We start from the raw sequence: 16,582 nt of genomic DNA, 5'->3' as shown, positions 1-16,582 counted from the left end.
CATTGTTGCCGCAACTCAGGGGCGGCCGGACACGGAGCCCCCCTCCGTGACCCGCAGGAGAAGGTGCGGGAGCGTTCCGGCGAAGTCCGGGAGCGTGCTCGCGACCCGCCACCAGGCGTCCGGATCGGATCCGATGGCCAGGGCGAAGAGCCGGTCGGCCTCGGCGCGGGCGGCGAGCACGGCCCCGGGCCGGTCGTACCGGTCGGGATGGTCGATGTCGCCCAGCCAGTGGCCCTCGTCCAGCGCCCAGCAGGCGGGCGCCTTGTGCCGGATCACGTCCTCGCCGGTGAGCAGCCCGCGGGCGAGGCAGTCCCGCACCCACCGGATGTCCTCCTCGACGGACTCCATGGGCACCGCGAGGCTCGCCAGTGCCAGTTCCCGGTCGACCCCGCCGGCGGGCGCCACGGGCTCGACGGGCTTCGGGGCCAGGGAGCGCACCGTCCCGGCGAGCGCGGGGACGGGCGGTCCGTCGGCGGGTTCGCCCAGGGTGCCGCGCACGATCCGGGCCACGAGGACCGGCAGGGTCCCGCGGAAGGCCGGGGCGTGGCGGAGCAGCTCCGCCCAGAACCGGGGGTCGTCGCGCAGGGGGCGCAGCGCCCGGGCGACGGCCGTCCGCATCCCCGTCCGCTCGGGCAGGGACCAGCGCAGGCCCCTGGCTCCGGACAGGTCCGTGAGCAGCAGGGTGCGGTGCGCGGGGGCGACGTGGGCGACGAGCTCGTCGCAGGTGAGCAGCCCCATCCGGACGGCCCGGACGGCGGGCCGGTACCACCGGTACCCGGCCGTGTCCTGCGTGCCCTCGTCGAGGAGCGCTCGGCAGACCTCCCGGGGCAGTGTGCCGGTCAGCAGCAGGGCCTCGACCACGCTGGCAGGCAGCGGATCCCTGGCATGCTCCCGCAGCAGCGTCCCGGGGTCGAGGGGGGCGTGCGGCATCCGCAGCAGGGTGATGGGTATCCGGGGCCGGCGGCCGTGCCTGCGCAGCAGCGCGATCAGCTCGTCGGGGGCGAACGGCCCCGGGCCGATCTCCCGCAGCAGTTCGGGCGAGGGCCCGGGGCGGGCCGCGTACCGGGCCTGGCCGGGCAGTCCGGGCAGGGGCCGTCCGACGACGTGGGGGTTGCGGGCGACGTACCCCCGGTCCTCCTCGCTGCCGTGGCGCAGCAGCAGCGTCACGGTGGAGGCCGACAGCCATTCGTCGCGGCACAGGTATTTGCGGGCCGGTGCGTCGAGCCGTCCGATCAGGTCGGTGACGACGTGGTCCGGTGCGTGGCGCAGCACGTGCGCCACGCACCAGGCCAGCCGCCGGCTGGCCCGGTCTTCCTCAGCCGTCGGCATCGTTCTCTCCGTCTTGCTTGCCGTGCTCGTACGGGCCCGCGTACCCGCGCGCGCGGGCCCGTACTCATCCTCGTACATCCGTCCGATGTCCGGCGATGATCGCAGGTCAGCGAAGAGGGCGGTGCACGTTTTTCCGGGTCGACGGCCCCGGCGAGGCGTCGGCGATCCACGGGCCGTCGCCGGAGGGGTCGAGGATCCCCTCTTCGAGCCAGGTGTACGTCCCGGCCAGGACCCCGTCCACGACCCTGCGGTCCAGGTCGTCGGTGTTGGCCCAGAGCCTTCCGAAGAGCTCCTCCACCCGCAGCCGGGACTGCCGGCAGAAGGCGTCGGCCAGCTGGTAGGCCTCGCGTCCGTGGTCGCCGGTGGCCCGCATGTGCTCGGCGCGCACGCAGGCCGCGCTCATCGCGAAGAGCTCGGCCCCGATGTCGACGATGCGGCCGAGGAAGCCCTGTTTGGTCTCCATGCGGCCCTGCCAGCGGGACATGGCGTAGAAGGTGGACCGGGCGAGTTTGCGGGAGCCGCGCTCGACATACCGCAGGTGGGCGGCGAGGTCGGTGTGTCCGGCCGGGTGGAAGGCGCGGTAGGCCCCGGGGACCTGGCCGGCTCCGGTGGCGAGCTGGGGCAGCCAGCGGGCGTAGAACCCGGCGGCGCGGGCGCCCGCCTTGGCCTTGTCGCCCAGCGCCTTCTCGGGGTCGATGAGGTCGCCCGCGACCGACAGGTGGGCGTCCACGGCTTCGCGGGCGATCAGCAGGTGCATGATCTCGGTGGATCCTTCGAAGATCCGGTTGATGCGCAGGTCGCGGAGCATCTGCTCGGCGGGGACGGCCCGCTCGCCGCGCGCGGCCAGCGATTCGGCGGTCTCGAAGCCGCGGCCGCCGCGGATCTGGACCAGTTCGTCGGCCATCAGGCAGGCCATCTCGGAGCCGTAGAGCTTGGCGAGGGCTGCCTCGATGCGGATGTCGTTGCGGTCCTCGTCGGCCATCTGGGAGGCCAGGTCGACCACGGCTTCCAGGGCGAAGGTGGTGGCCGCGATGAAGGAGATCTTCGCGCCGACCGCCTCGTGCTTGGCGACGGGCCTCCCCCACTGTTCGCGCACGCCCGACCATTCCCGGGCGATCTTCAGGCACCACTTCCCGGCACCCACGCACATGGCGGGCAGCGACAGCCGTCCGGTGTTCAGCGTGGTCAGCGCGATCTTCAGGCCGGCTCCCTCGGCACCGATCCGCTGGGCCGCCGGGACGCGCACCTGGTGGAAGCGGGTGACGCCGTTCTCCAGGCCGCGCAGGCCCATGAAGGCGTTGCGGTGCTCCACGGTGATGCCCGGCGAATCGGCCTCGACGACGAAGGCGGTGATCCCGCCCCGGTGGTTCTCGCTCTTCGGCACCCGCGCCATGACGACGAGCAGGTCGGCGACCACCCCGTTGGTGGTCCAGAGCTTCACGCCGTCCAGGACGTACGCGTCCTCCCCGTCCGGGACCGCCGTGGTGGCCAGGCGCGCCGGGTCGGAGCCGACGTCCGGCTCGGTGAGGAGGAAGGCGCTGATGGCGGTGGTCGCACAGCGCGGCAGGTAGGCGTCCTTCTGCTCCTGCGTGCCGAACATCTTCAGCGGCTGGGGTACGCCGATCGACTGGTGGGCGGAGAGCAGTGCCCCGATGGCCGGGCTGACGGAGCCGACGAGGGCGAGCGCCTTGTTGTAGTACACCTGGGTGAGGCCCAGGCCCCCGTACTTCGGGTCGATCTTCATGCCGAGCGCACCGAGCTCTTTCAGCCCGCGCACGGTCTCGTCGGGGATCTTCGCCTCGCGCTCGATGCGGGCCCCGTCGATGGACGTCTCGCAGAAGGCGCGCAGCCGCTCCAGGAAGGCCTCGCCGCGCCGGACGTCCTCGTCGGCGGGGAGCGGGTGGGGGTGGATCAGGTCGAGCCGGAACCGCCCGAGGAACAGCTCCTTGGCGAAGCTGGGGCGCTGCCAGTTCTGTTCCCGGGCCGCTTCCGCGACCTGCCGTGCCTCGCGCTCGGTCACCTTGGGCCGGGTGGACGGTGTGGGCTGGGTGGGCTGGGTGTCGCCGGGCTGTGTTGCGGACATGGAGGAGACTCACCTCGCCGCCGAGAGGGGTGCTTACCGGTGGGTGCTACCAGTGAGTCGTACCCGTTTCGGACGGCGGGGAAGCGGCCGGGGCCCCGAGTGGACGAGGTCCTTCGGTCCCGGGGCAAGGAAAGACGGCCGGAGCCCCCGCACAGTAGGCTCCGGCCGTCGGCTCTGTGGCCGTACGAGTTCGGTCAGATGTCCAGGCTAGTGAGGACCAGGACCCGCTCGTAGGTGTAGTCGTCCATCGCGTAGCGCACGCCCTCGCGGCCCACACCGGACTGCTTGACGCCGCCGTACGGCATCTGGTCGGCGCGGTAGGACGGGACGTCGCCGACGATCACGCCGCCGACCTCCAGCTCGCGGTGGGCGCGGAACGCGGTCTGGATGTTCCGCGTGAAGACGCCCGCCTGCAGACCGAACTTCGAGTCGTTGACGGCGGCGAAGGCCTCGTCGGTGTTCTCGACCCGGCGCAGCGTGAGGACCGGCCCGAAGACCTCCTCGACGGCGAGCGTGACGCCCGCGGGAACCTCGGCGACCACGGTGGGCTCGTACGAGGCACCCTCGCGCTTGCCGCCCGTGAGCAGCTTGGCTCCGGCGGCCACGGCCTCGTCGACCCAGGCCTCGACGCGCTTGGCGGCGTCCTCGGAGACGAGCGGGCCCACGTCGGTGGCGGAGTCGTTCGGGTCGCCGGTGACCTGCTCGCGGACCTTGGCGACGACCTTCTCGACGAGGCGGTCGTAGACCGTCGCGTCGGCGATCACGCGCTGTACGCCGATACAGGACTGGCCGCCCTGGTAGTTCGAGAAGGTCGCGATACGGGTCGCGGCCCAGTCGAGGTCGGCCTCGGAGGACCAGTCGTCCAGGACGACGGCCGCGGCGTTGCCGCCGAGCTCCAGGGTGCAGTGCTTGTGGGGCACGGCCTGCTGGATGGCGTAGCCGACCTTGTCGGAACCGGTGAAGGAGATGACGGGCAGGCGCTCGTCCTTGACCAGCTCGGGCATCTTGTCGTTGGCGACGGTCAGCACGGACCAGGAACCGGCCGGCAGGTCGGTCTCGGCGAGCAGCTCACCGATGATCAGACCGGAGAGCGGGGTGGCCGGGGCCGGCTTCAGGATGATCGGCGCGCCGACGGCGATGGCGGGGGCCACCTTGTGGGCGCACAGATTCAGCGGGAAGTTGAACGGCGCGATGCCGAGGACCGGGCCCTTGACGAAGCGGCGGGTCAGGGCCAGACGGCCGACGCCACCGGCGTCGGTGTCCAGGCGCTGGGCCTCTCCGCCGTTGAAGCGGCGGGCCTCTTCGGCGGCGAAGCGGAACACGGACACCGCGCGGCCGACCTCGCCGCGGGCCCACTTGATGGGCTTGCCGTTCTCGGCGGAGATCAGCTGGGCGATCTCCTCGGTGCGCTCGACGAGCCGCTTGGACACGTGGTCCAGGGCGGCCGCACGCACGTGGGCCGGGGTCGCGGAGAACTCCGCCGCCACCGCGTAGGCGGCGGCCACGGCCTCTTCGACCTGGGCGTCGGTGGGGACGCTGACGGTGCCTACGAGGCGGCCGTCCCACGGGGAGTGGACGTCGAAGCTGTCGTCGCCAGTGGCCTGGCGGCCGGCGAGCCAGAAGGCGTGGGTGGAAGTCATGCGAATCCCGGCCCTTCGGAGTTGTGCGGTGTCCTTGTCCCCTCCACGGTAGGACTCCGTCGCGGTTTCGGCGTTTGTCCGGCGTGGAGTACGCGGTTGGCGAGGCGCGCCGGTTTGTCAGTGTCGCCGGACGCGCAGGCCGTGCGGGCCGTGCATGGCAGGGCTACCGGGCACCCGACCCGGCCCTGCCACCACCCATCAAGCCCTTACCGGGCCCTTACCGAGCCCCTGCCGAGCTCTACGAAGGAGCCGAGGTGGCCTTGAGGGCCAGCCACAGCTCCATGCGGACGTCCGGGTCGTCCAGGGAACGGCCCAGGATCTCCTCGACCCGCCGCATCCGGTAGCGCAGCGTGTGCCGGTGGACGCCCAGGTCGACCGCCGCCGCGTCCCACTGGCCGTGGCGGGAGAGCCACGCCTGGAGCGAGGCCACCAGGTCGCCCCGGCCCTTCTCGTCGTGCTCGCGCAGCGCGCGCAGGGTGCCGTCCGCGAAGGCCCGTACCGCTTCGTCGGCGAGCAGCGGGAGGACCGAGCCCGCCGCCAGCTCCTCGTGCTCGACCATCGGGCGGCCGCGCCGCCGGGCCACGGCAAGGGCCTGGTCGGCCTGTTTGAAGGCCGCCGCCACGCCGGAGGCCACCGCCGGCGCCGACAGGCCGAGCACCAGTTCGTCCGGCTCCGGCTCGCCCGGATCCCGGCCGCGGCGCGATTCCAGCGCCTCCGCGTACTCGGTGCACGCCTGTACCGCCGAGCCCCCGTCCGCCAGCAGCACCACCAGCCGTCCCGGCTCCGGGACCACCAGCAGGGTCTCCCCGGTGCGCGCGGCCGCCGACTCCACCGCGTCGGCCAGCAGGGCCAGGCCCTCGGGCTGCGCGGTGCCGGTCAGGGCCGGTTCCGCCACCAGGATCCGGAACGGCGCGTCCAGCAGCGGCCCGTACAGGTCCCCGGCCACGGCCTGCGCGTGCTCCGCCTGCCCGGCGAGCAGCATGCGCAGCACGGCCGCGCCGAGGCGGGACTCCGCGTCGTGCAGGGACCGGGAGCGTTCGGTGGTGAGGGTGAGCAGGGCCACGGCCGAGTGCACGGCGTACCGCTCGGCGGTGCCCAGCGGAGCCCCGGTTCCGACGGCCAGGGCGCCGCGCGCCCGCCGGCCCGTACCCAGCGACTGCAGTTCGACCCGGTCGTCGGAGCCGCCGACCACGGCGCTGGCCGGCGCCGGCCGCTCCCGCAGCCGCTCCACGTCGGGGGTGAGCCGGGCCGCCCGGCGCGCGGCCCAGTCCGGCGCGGCCGCGACGACGGCTCCGGAGGTGTCGTAGAGCGCGGCCCAGCCGTGCACGTGCGCCGCCAGCTTCGTCAGCAGCTCGGCGGGCCCGTCGGCGGACAGCGCAGCCCGCGTCAGCTCCCGCTGCGCCTCGAAGCCCGCGGTCACGGCCCGGTACTGATCGGCGGCGAGGGCGGCGGAGACGGCCTTGCTGATGGCGAGGAACGGAGTCCGCCGCGGCACCTCCAGCAACGGCAGGTCCTCCGCCCGCGCGGCCTCGACCAGCGCCTCGGGCACGGCGTCGTAGTTGACCCCGATGGCGAAGCCGATCCCGACGACTCCGGCCGCCGCGAGCCTGCGTACGTAGCGGCGCATCTCCTCGGGGTCCTCCGCGTCCAGCTTCATCGCGGTGATGAGGAGCAGCTCCCCGCCCTCCATGTACGGAACGGGATCGGCGAGCTCACTGACGTGGGCCCAGCGCACAGGGGTGTCGAGGCGGCCCTCCCCGGCCCGGACGCTCAGTTTGAGCGCCGAGTGCTGGACGAGTGAGGCGAGGGTGAGCGGCATGGGTACCGGGGCGCCTTAGGGGGAGGAGTGGGTTCGGCGGCGAGATGCCGACGCAGGATTCTCGCCGTGGAACGCCACTGCGGATTTCGCCGTGCCGTATGAAGGGCTCACATAGATTCTGCCATCTCGTACGGGTCGGCTCAGCTCGTCCCGGCGAGCCGGACCAGCAGCGGAGCCGCCCGCTCCCCCCGGACCGAGGTCAGCGACAGCACCGCGCACCCGGGCGGCACGGCGTGCGCCAGTTCGGAGGCGGACCACCGCTCCCGCTCCACCTGCCGCACGGTCACCGCGTCCGTGGTCACGGCCTTGCCGGTGACCAGTTTGCGGAAGGCGTGGATGGCGCGGGTCAGGGGCTGGTCGGCGAACACCGTCCGGTGGGTGACGTCACGGGTCTCCACCCATTCGGTGCCCCAGGTCTCGGCGAACCGCTTGCCGTCCCAGGTGGTGATCCCGGAGAAGGCCATCCGGCAGCCGACGGCACCGAGCAGCGGGGTGCGCAGGGCCTCCGGTACGTCGTCCAGGGTGCGCAGGGTCAACAGGACCCCCGCGTTCGCCGACCGGAGCCGCTGGACCCCGCGCACGGTCTCCGCGGTGAGCGTGTGGGAGGCGTCGTCGAAGGCCAGGAAGGCGAAGAGCGAGCGGTCGGTGCGGGCCGCGGCGGCGGCGTTGAACTGGGCCAGGAGCAGGCGGGCCAGCATGCGGGAGGCGTCGGCGTGCCCGCGCTCGGGAAGGTCCACCCGGACCCTGAGCGGGTGTTCCAGCGCGCGCAGCGAGAACGGGCGTCCGGCGCCGGTGGTGTCGAAGAAGCCGGCGAAGGCCGGCCGGTCCAGCAGCGCCACCCTGTCGGCGAGGGCCGGTCCCGGGTCGGCGGGGGTGCCGTGCTGGCGCGTACGGGCATCGAGTTCGCGGAGCATCGACTCCTGCCCGGCGGCCTCCAGCGCGCCGCGCAGTGACGCGATCGCTCCGGGCATGTGGTCGAGGAGTTCCCGCAGCTCGGGCACGGACGGGAAGCGGCCGTACGCCGCCCGGAACGGCCCCAGGAGCTGGGCGAGCGCCGTCGCGGCGCGGCGCACGTCGACCCCGGGCATGTCCCCCACGAAGCCCTCCGCGAGGAGGATGGCGGCCTCGTCGGGGTCACCGGCTCCGCCGTAGAGGTCCAGGTCGTAGACGGAGTCGGGGACGCCGATCCGGACGACCACGTCATAGGCCTCGTCGGGCCCGAGCTGGGCGCCGGCGGACCCCACCGCCACGACGGCGGCCTGCCCGGCCAGCGCCTGCAGGGCCAGCGACTCGACGACCGGACGGACCAGGCGGGTGGTCTTGCCCGCACCGGAGGGACCGATGGCGAGCAGCGAGGTGCCGAGCACCGCGGGGTCGAGGGCGAGGCCGCTGCCGCGGCGGGCGTACGGGTTGCGCTCGCTGTCCTCGACCGTGCCGAGGAGCAGCTGCCGGGCCAGCAGGTCGTGCCGGGCGGCGCGTACGGGCAGGTCGCGCGCGCCCGACGGGTGGACGCACGCCCCGGCGCCGTGGTCGCGTACGGCGTCGGCGAAGGCGCGCGTGCGCGAGGGGTCGGCCCGCACGGTCTCCCAGGCGCGCCGGATCCGCGTGTAGTCGACGTCACTCATCCGCCCGGCCCCGGCCTCGCCCCCGAGCCGATCGGCCACCTCGACCAGCCCGGCGCGCCGCACTTCGGCCCACTGGACGAGGTCCTCGGGGGAAGGCCCCGCCGTCGGGACGGGAGGTGTGGGGCCCGGCTTCGGCCGGTCCTCCGGCGCGGGCCTGCGGCCCAGGCGGACGAAGAACACGACGACCGGCGCCGAGACCACCACGTACACGAGGACGGCCATCACCTTGATGGTGCCCTCGCTCATGCTTTCGTAGGGCAGGTGGTCGCTGACGAGGCCCAGGACCGTCAGGGTCCTGGTCCAGATGAGCATCATCACGAACATCGCGCCGGCCGCCGCGCCCGCCGCCCTGGCCCGGGGTCCCCGCACGGCGACGAGCCGCTGGAAGGCCAGGTCCCAGGAGCCCAGTCGGCTGAACCAGAGCACCAGCAGGCAGGTCACCAGCAGCATGTAGGCCTGGAGCGCGGCGGTCCCCCGGCCGTCGACAGGCGCACCCCCCAGTTGCCACCAGTCCCGGGGCGTCAACAGCTTGAGGGGCAGGTCGGTGTACGGAATGTAGTTGTTGGTCAGCAGGGACCAGGCCAGCACACACGCCAGGAAGGAGATGACCACACCACTCAGCAGTGCTCCGGCCGTGGCCGGCTGGTCCCCGCCTCCTGCCCGCGGCCGGTGCCCGAACCGCCAGAAGCCCGGTTCCGCCTCCGGCCGAGGGGCGCGCAGCCACTGCTCGAGCGAGGGACCCGTGCTGGGTGCGTAGGCGGGCCTGGGCGGGGCCGAGCCCGGCGGCGGCCCGGCCGGCCTGGGTACGTGGTCCGCACGGACCCTCTGCCCGTTGTGCGTGCCGTCGGTGTCCATGAACCCCTGCCCCCTGCCCGATACCGCACTGTGCTGCGCGCTCAATCTAGTGGTCGGCGCCGCCCTACGGCCCGTACCCCGTCATGATCCACAAGACACGCGCAGTGTCCTTCCTATGGCCGTCACGGACAAGGACACGCGGGCACCACTCCCGAACGGAGCATGCAGGACCCGGCCCCCCGGGCCTAGCCTGCGGACAAAGACACAAGTGCGTCCGAAAACACCCCCCAGGAGCCCCCTATGACCGCTGTCCCGCAGGAGCGCCGCATCGTCACCGCGATCCCCGGCCCCAAGTCGCAGGAGCTGCAGGCCCGCCGCCTTTCGACGGTGGCCGGCGGCGTGGGCTCCGTGCTCCCCGTCTTCACGGCCCGTGCGGGCGGCGGCATCATCGAGGACGTCGACGGCAACCGCCTGATCGACTTCGGCTCCGGCATCGCCGTGACCTCGGTCGGCGCCTCCGCCGAGGCCGTCGTGCGCCGCGCCTCCGCGCAGCTCGCCGACTTCACCCACACCTGTTTCATGGTGACCCCCTACGAGGGCTACGTGGAGGTCTGCGAGGCCCTCGCCGAGCTGACCCCGGGTGACCACGCGAAGAAGTCGGCGCTGTTCAACTCCGGCGCCGAGGCCGTCGAGAACGCCGTCAAGATCGCCCGTTCGTACACCAAGCGCCAGGCCGTCGTCGTCTTCGACCACGGCTACCACGGCCGTACGAACCTCACGATGGCGCTGACCTCGAAGAACATGCCGTACAAGCAGGGCTTCGGTCCGTTCGCCCCCGAGGTCTACCGCGTCCCGGTCGCCTACGGCTACCGCTGGCCGACCGGCGCCGAGAACTGCGGCCCCGAGGCCGCCGCCCAGGCGATCGACCAGATCAGCAAGCAGATCGGCGCCGACAACGTCGCCGCGATCATCATCGAGCCGGTCCTCGGCGAGGGCGGCTTCATCGAGCCGGCCAAGGGCTTCCTCCCGGCGATCGTGAAGTTCGCCAACGACAACGGCATCGTCTTCGTCGCCGACGAGATCCAGTCCGGCTTCTGCCGCACCGGCCAGTGGTTCGCGTGCGAGGACGAGGGCATCGTCCCCGACCTGATCACCACCGCCAAGGGCATCGCGGGCGGCCTGCCGCTCGCCGCCGTCACCGGCCGCGCCGAGATGATGGACTCCGTGCACGGCGGCGGTCTGGGCGGCACCTACGGCGGCAACCCGGTGGCGTGCGCCGGTGCGCTCGGTTCCATCGAGACCATGAAGGAGCTCGACCTCAACGCCAAGGCGAAGAAGATCGAGTCCCTCATGAAGGCCCGTCTGACGGCCATGCAGGAGAAGTACGACATCATCGGCGACATCCGCGGCCGCGGCGCCATGATCGCGATCGAGCTGGTGAAGGACCCGGTCTCCAAGACCCCGTTCCCGGAGGCGGCCGGCGCGCTGGCCAAGGCCTGCCACGCGGAGGGCGTGCTCGTCCTCACCTGTGGCACCTACGGCAACGTGCTCCGCTTCCTCCCGCCGATCGTCATCGGCGAGGACCTGCTGAACGAGGGCCTGGACGTCATCGAGGCCGCGTTCGCGGCTCTCTGATCGAACGTCTGACGGGCGCGGTAGAACGCGCGGGCACAATGCTCGATCACTTCTCGATCACTACCGCGGGTAACGGTCGGGCGCTGTGAAGAAGGTGTGGGGGGCCGATGGCGGGAGCGTTTTCCGGCTGTCGGTCCCCCTTCCGCTGCCGTACGGTTTCTGCAGATGAGTGAGACACCCCGCTCGCGGGAAACCGCGGGCGACACCAGTACCGGGCTTCCCCAGCGCCGCACTGGGCATGCGTTCGCGCACACTCCTCACCGATCGGACAGCCGTACGCCCCAAACCCCCCGGGGCGCACGGCAACCCGGTCCGGGCGGCCGTCCCGGAACCACCCCCCCTGTTCCGGGACGGCCGGCCACTCTCCTGCGCCGGGCCTCCACGGCCCCGGCCCCCCGCGCGCTCGCCGCGCTCTGCGCGCTCTGCTTCGCGCTCTTCGCCCTGATCACCTGGCAGGTCCTCGTGTCGGGCCCCCTGTTGACCCTGGATGCCGGCCTCAGCCGCGTGCTGGTGCGCACCGTCCCGGACGAGGTCACCCAACGTCTCTCGGACCTCGGCAACGTGCCCGTGGCGGTGCCCGTCCTGGTCTTCGCCGTCGTCTACGCCGCCCGGCGCGGCAACCGCCTCGGCGCCGCGGCCGCCGCCCTGGCCATGGCCCTGGTGCCGGCCCTGGTCGTACCGCTCAAGGACTGGACCGGCCGTCCGGGCCCCCTGGAGCCCTGGGCCGCCGGCTACTACCCCTCGGGCCACACGGCGACCGCCTTCGTGGCCTACACGGCCGCGGCCCTCCTCGTGACCCCGTACCTGCGCGTGCGCTGGCCGCTCCCGCTGGCCGCCGCCCTCACCGTGCTGACGGCCACGGGCCTGATCCTGCGCGGCTACCACTGGCCCCTGGACGTCCTGGCCAGCCTTCTGATGTGCACCCCGCTCCTGCTGGTCGTCCACCGGTGCGCCGCACGGCCTGTCGGACCCCCCGCCTAAGATCCTCCCGATCTTGGGATTCTTCTCCACGAAGGGCGGGGGGCGCGCCATGGGTGCCAGTAGCTGGGGCTATGTGACGACGTACGAGGGAGGTGTGCAGGCGTCGCTGGACGCCCTGCACGCGCGGGTGTTCGTCGAGGAGTTCGGCGAGACCGGCGACTACGCGGACCTGGCCGAGCTCTGGGCCGACGGCGAGTTCATGGGGACGGGCGGCACGCACACCGTCCTCGACGTCCCGCGGGCCGCCGCCGGGTCCGGAGCCCCGGAGGAGGGCACGCTGCGACCGCTGTCCTCCGATCGCCTGCTGCACCACTTCGGCACGGGGCGGCCGACGGTCGCCCGGTACGAGGCGGCGCTGGCCGCCGCGAACCGGGCGATGAGCCACCAGGAGTACGAGCAGAGCCTCCTGGGCGAGGAGTTCCCGCGCTGGAGCGGCCTGTACGTCCTCCTGTACGGCGAAGCCGCGGCCGAGGGCGAGGAGCCGACCCACGTCGGGTTCTTCGGCTGCTCGGGCGACTAGCGGCGCGAAAGGCCCGGGCCGGAGCCCCGTGGGGACTCCGGCCCGGGTCGGACGGACGGGCCGGGCCAGACGGACGGGCCGGTCAGCCGCCGAAGTAGGCGTCGAAGTTCTTCGAGAACTCCCAGTTGCCGAAGCGGTCCCAGTTGACCGACCAGGTCATCAGGCCGCGCAGCGCGGGCCAGGTGCCGTGGGTCTGGTAGGTCCCGCAGTTCGCCTTCTTGGTCAGGCAGTCCAGGGCCTTGGTGACCTCCGCCGGGGAGGTGTAACCGTTGCCGGCGTTGGTCGTGGCCGGCAGGCCGATGGCGATCTGGTCCGGGCGCAGCGGCGGGAAGACGCGGGCCGTGTTGCCCGCCACCGGGAAGCCGGTGAGCAGCATGTCGGTCATGGCGATGTGGAAGTCGGCGCCGCCCATGGAGTGGTACTGGTTGTCGAGGCCCATGATCGAGCCCGAGTTGTAGTCCTGGACGTGCAGCAGCGTGAGGTCGTCGCGCAGGGCGTGGATGACCGGGAGGTAGGCGCCCGCGCGCGGGTCCTGGCCGCCCCAGGGGCCGGAGCCGTAGTACTGGTAGCCGAGCTGGACGAAGAAGGTCTCGGGGGCCATGGTCAGGACGAAGTCCGGGCCGTACTTGGCCTTGAGGGTCTTCACGGCGGAGATCAGGTTGACGATCACCGGGGTGGTGGGGGCGCGGAAGTCGGTGTCTCCGGTCGCCAGGGAGAGGGAGTGGCCCTCGAAGTCGATGTCGAGGCCGTTGAGCCCGTACTCGTCGATGATCTTGCTGACGGAGGAGACGAAGGTGTCGCGGGCCGCCGTGGTGGCCAGCTGGACCTGTCCGTTCTGGCCGCCGATCGAGATCAGCACCTTCTTGCCGGCGGCCTGCTTGGCCTTGATGGCCGCCTTGAACTCGGCCGCCGATTCCACGGTCGGGCATTCGCTGACCGGGCAGAGCTGGAAGCGGATGTCGCCCGAGGTGACCGAAGTCGGCTCGCCGAAGGCCAGGTTGATGACGTCCCACGAGGCGGGCACGTCGGCCATCCGGACGTAGCCGGAGCCGTTGGCGAAGCTGGCGTGCAGGTAGCCGACGAGAGCGTGCGCGGGCAGGCCCGGGTTACCGGGGTTGCCGCCGCCGTCGCCCGGGGTGGTCACCGCCGCGGCGGCGCTCTTGAGGGACTCCCCGGCCGCGTTGACCGCGCTGACCTGGAAGGAGTACGTCGTGGCGGCGGTGAGGCCGGTGACCGTCGCCGAAGTGCCGGTGACGGTGGTCGGGTTGGCGCCGTCCCGGTAGACCTTGTACGAGGTGGCGCCGGTCGCGGCGGCCCAGGAGAGGCCGACCGCCGTCGGGGAGGAGGCGGACGCCGTCAGGCCGGTGGGGGCGGCCGGGGGCTGGGGCTGGCCGGGGCCGGAGCCGCCGGGGTCGGGGCCGACGAGGGTGACGTCGTCCGTGAACTGCGGCGGCTGGCCGTACCAGCCCTGCGTGTACACGGTCACGGAGGTGGTGGCCGCGCCGGTACGGAAGCTCGTGCTCAGCTGCTTCCAGGCACCCGGGGTCTGGGTCCAGGTCTGCACGTCCGTGGTCCCGGTGCCGGTGGCGCCGAGGTAGACGTACGCGCCCTGCACCCAGGCGCTGAGGGTGTAGGCGGAGTCGGGCTTGACGGTGACGGTCTGGGAGCAGCGGGCGTTGTCCTGCCCGGCCGGGGTGCCCTTGAGGGCGGAACTCCCGCCGTGGACCGGGGTGCTGACGACAGCTCCGCTGCTGGCGGAGCAGGTCCAGCCGTCGAGTCCGGCTTCGAAGCCGCCGTTGCGGACGAGGTCGGCGTCCGCGGCCGCGGCCGACGGGCCGATGGCGAGGAGTCCGGCCGCCGCGAGGGCGGCGGACGTGAGGAGGGACAGGGCCGTTCTTCCGACGGCGCCTCTTGCTGCGCGCACAACTGCCTCCGGTGCGTGGGGGGATGGAGCCAGGCCACAGGTGATGGAGCGGGCGCGCCCAAGATGGTCCAGACCAATGTTCTTGTCAAGACTTCCGGTCCCCCTGCCCCGCACTCCCCTGCTCGACGCGCCCCTGCCCCACACGCCCCTGCGCCACGACGTGGGCCGCCGCCTCGTGCATCGCGAGCTCCAGCACCACCGGATCGGTGAGCGTGCCCCGCCCGTCCGGGACCACCAGCCAGCGGACCCCGCCCGTGGCCCGGCCGGGGTACGGGACCACGATCCAGCTCCCGAGCCCGGCTCCCCGTACGCCCGTCCCGATCCAGCGGGACGCCGTGCCCGGGGGCACGAAAAAGCCCAGCCTGGTGTCGCCGAAATCGGCGAGCACCGGGCCGGGCCGCTCCAGCAGGAGCTCCAGCACGTCGAGGGTGGCGCGTCCCAGCTCCCCCGGCAGGATCAGCACGTCCCAGCGCCGGCCGGCGGGCAGCAGGGTCACCCCGAGGGGGTTGCGCTCCCACTCCCAGCGACAGGCGTCCGGATCGGGCGCCACCGAGACCAGCCATTCCACTGCCGTCTTGTCCCCCGGGATCGTCATCTCCCGGCCTCCGCTCTCTTTTGGTTGCGGTGAAGGGTTCTCCACCGGAAGAGAGCGGGGCCGGGCGGGACTATGACGCGGGTTTCACCACTCCGTGGTGGTGAAGCGGGTCACAGGGCGAACGGGGGTGCGCGCCCGGGGCGCGCACCCGTCTCTTACCCGATCAGCACACCACCGGGCGGTCCGGACGGCCGGGCCGGCTCAGCTGTCGAAGCCGAGCCCGAAGCGGTCCAGGGTCTTCAGCCACAGGTTCCGGTGGCCGCCCATGCGGTCCGCCCGCGCCAGCGACCACTTGGTCAGCGTGATCCCGGTCCACGCGAAGGGCTCGGGCGGGAACGGCATCGGCTTGGAGCGGACCATCTCCAGCTCCGTGCGCTCGGTCCGCTCCCCCGCCAGGAGGTCCAGCATCACGTCGGCGCCGAAGCGGGTGGCGCCGACGCCGAGCCCGGTGAAGCCGGCCGCGTAGGCCACCTTGCCCGCGTGCGCGGTGCCGAAGAAGGCCGAGAAGCGGGAGCAGGTGTCGATGGCCCCGCCCCAGGCGTGGCTGAATTTCACCCCTTCCAGCTGCGGGAAGCAGGTGAAGAAGTGCTCGGCGAGTTTGAGATAGGTCTCGGGGCGGTGGTCGTACTCCGCGTCGAGCTTGCCGCCGTACGGGTAGATCGCGTCGTAGCCGCCCCACAGGATCCGCCGGTCGGGGGTGATCCGGAAGTAGTGGAACTGGTTGGCGCTGTCGCCGAGCCCCTGCCGGTTCTTCCAGCCGATCGAGGCCAGCTGCTCCTCGGTGAGCTGCTCGGTCATCAGGGCGTAGTCGTAGACCGGGACCGTCAGCGGGCGCACCCGCTTGACCAGCGAGGGGAAGATGTTGGTGCCCAGCGCCACCCGGCGGGCGAAGATCCGCCCGTACGGGGTGCGCACGGCCATCCCGGCCCCCGAGCCGGTCAGGTCCAGGCCGCGCGTGTTCTCGTAGATCCGCACGCCCAGGCCCAGGCAGGCCTCCTTGAGGCCCCAGGCGAGCTTCGCCGGGTTGAGCATGGCGACGCCGTCGCGGTCCCAGATCCCGCCGAGGAAGGTCGGGGAGTCGACCTCGGCCCGTACGGCGTCCTGATCCAGCCACTGCGAGCTGCCGCCGAGGCCGAGCTTCTCGACCTCCTCGTACATCTCGCGCAGTTCCTCGACCTGGTGCGGCTCGGTGGCCACGTCGATCTCGCCGCTGCGCTCGAAGTCGCAGTCGATGCCGTAGCGGGCGACGGCCTCCTCGATGGCGTCGAGGTTGCGGGCGCCGAGCTCCTCCAGCTTGGCCAGCTCGTCCGGCCAGCGGGCCATCCCGTTGGCGAGGCCGTGGGTGAGGGAAGCGGCGCAGAAGCCGCCGTTGCGGCCCGAGGCGGCCCAGCCCGCCTCGTGGCCCTCGATCAGTACGACGTCCCGCGCGGGGTCGCGCTCCTTGGCTAGCAGCGCGGTCCACAGGCCGCTGTATCCACCGCCGATGACGAGCAGGTCGCAGTGCTCGTCCCCGGTGAGGGCGGGCTGTGCGGCGGGCTTGCCGGGATCGTCCAGCCAGTACGAGACCGGCTTCGCTTCGGAAAGTGATCGTGCAGCGGTGCGCATGGCGTCTGGGGCCATGTCTTCCAACTCCCTA

General features: G+C 72.6%; 11 protein-coding genes. 3 read left to right on the top strand and 8 right to left on the bottom strand.

Translation table 11 applies throughout. The features are described 5' to 3' along the window. Positions 1-15: 15 nt before the first annotated feature. The 5 genes from OHU74_RS26415 to OHU74_RS26395 all read right to left on the bottom strand — a co-directional run bounded on the left by OHU74_RS26415 (position 16) and on the right by OHU74_RS26395 (position 9,351). Positions 16-1,329: a hypothetical protein gene (locus OHU74_RS26415; RefSeq protein WP_371618158.1), complete on the bottom strand. Its 1,314-nt coding sequence runs from the start codon at positions 1,327-1,329 to the stop codon at positions 16-18. 106 nt (positions 1,330-1,435) lie between these two features. Then, a complete protein-coding gene (locus tag OHU74_RS26410) occupies positions 1,436-3,412 on the bottom strand; it encodes an acyl-CoA dehydrogenase family protein (RefSeq protein ID WP_371618157.1) in 1,977 nt (658 codons plus the stop codon). Positions 3,413-3,606: 194 nt separating this feature from the next. Then, positions 3,607-5,052, bottom strand: coding sequence for an aldehyde dehydrogenase family protein (locus OHU74_RS26405; protein ID WP_330298851.1), 1,446 nt, complete (start codon positions 5,050-5,052; stop codon positions 3,607-3,609). A 238-nt stretch (positions 5,053-5,290) separates the two neighbouring features. Further along, the gene (locus tag OHU74_RS26400; protein ID WP_371618156.1) at positions 5,291-6,871 is read right to left on the bottom strand and encodes a PucR family transcriptional regulator; all 1,581 of its coding nucleotides are present in this window, start codon (positions 6,869-6,871) and stop codon (positions 5,291-5,293) included. Positions 6,872-7,011: 140 nt separating this feature from the next. After that, positions 7,012-9,351, bottom strand: coding sequence for an ATP/GTP-binding protein (locus OHU74_RS26395; protein ID WP_371618155.1), 2,340 nt, complete (start codon positions 9,349-9,351; stop codon positions 7,012-7,014). 240 nt (positions 9,352-9,591) lie between these two features. Between OHU74_RS26395 and gabT the strand changes: the two genes are divergently transcribed. The 3 genes from gabT (at position 9,592) to OHU74_RS26380 (ending at position 12,427) form a co-directional block, all read left to right on the top strand. Next, complete coding sequence (gene gabT / locus OHU74_RS26390) at positions 9,592-10,926, top strand: 4-aminobutyrate--2-oxoglutarate transaminase (RefSeq protein ID WP_371618154.1); 1,335 nt, start codon at positions 9,592-9,594, stop codon at positions 10,924-10,926. 165 nt (positions 10,927-11,091) lie between these two features. Continuing rightward, on the top strand, positions 11,092-11,907 hold the full coding sequence (locus OHU74_RS26385; protein WP_371618153.1) for a phosphatase PAP2 family protein: 816 nt from the start codon (positions 11,092-11,094) through the stop codon (positions 11,905-11,907). 49 nt (positions 11,908-11,956) lie between these two features. Then, positions 11,957-12,427, top strand: coding sequence for a hypothetical protein (locus OHU74_RS26380; protein ID WP_371618152.1), 471 nt, complete (start codon positions 11,957-11,959; stop codon positions 12,425-12,427). A gap of 82 nt (positions 12,428-12,509) precedes the next feature. On the opposite strand, the gene OHU74_RS26375 is transcribed toward OHU74_RS26380, so the two are convergent. From OHU74_RS26375 to OHU74_RS26365, 3 genes are all read right to left on the bottom strand, one after another. After that, entirely contained in the window at positions 12,510-14,351 is a 1,842-nt protein-coding gene (locus OHU74_RS26375; protein ID WP_371618151.1) for a chitinase, read from the bottom strand. Between the two features lie 85 nt (positions 14,352-14,436). Continuing rightward, positions 14,437-14,946, bottom strand: coding sequence for a hypothetical protein (locus tag OHU74_RS26370; protein ID WP_371618150.1), 510 nt, complete (start codon positions 14,944-14,946; stop codon positions 14,437-14,439). 201 nt (positions 14,947-15,147) lie between these two features. Continuing rightward, positions 15,148-16,566, bottom strand: coding sequence for an NAD(P)/FAD-dependent oxidoreductase (locus tag OHU74_RS26365; RefSeq protein ID WP_371618149.1), 1,419 nt, complete (start codon positions 16,564-16,566; stop codon positions 15,148-15,150). Between the last annotated feature and the right edge of the window lie 16 nt (positions 16,567-16,582).

Origin of the sequence: Streptomyces sp. NBC_00454, from assembly GCF_041434015.1 — a bacterium.
Taxonomy (GTDB): Bacteria; Actinomycetota; Actinomycetes; order Streptomycetales; family Streptomycetaceae; genus Streptomyces.
The sequence above is the reverse complement of the archived record's forward strand: the minus strand, read 5'-3'. Positions and strand labels throughout refer to the sequence as shown.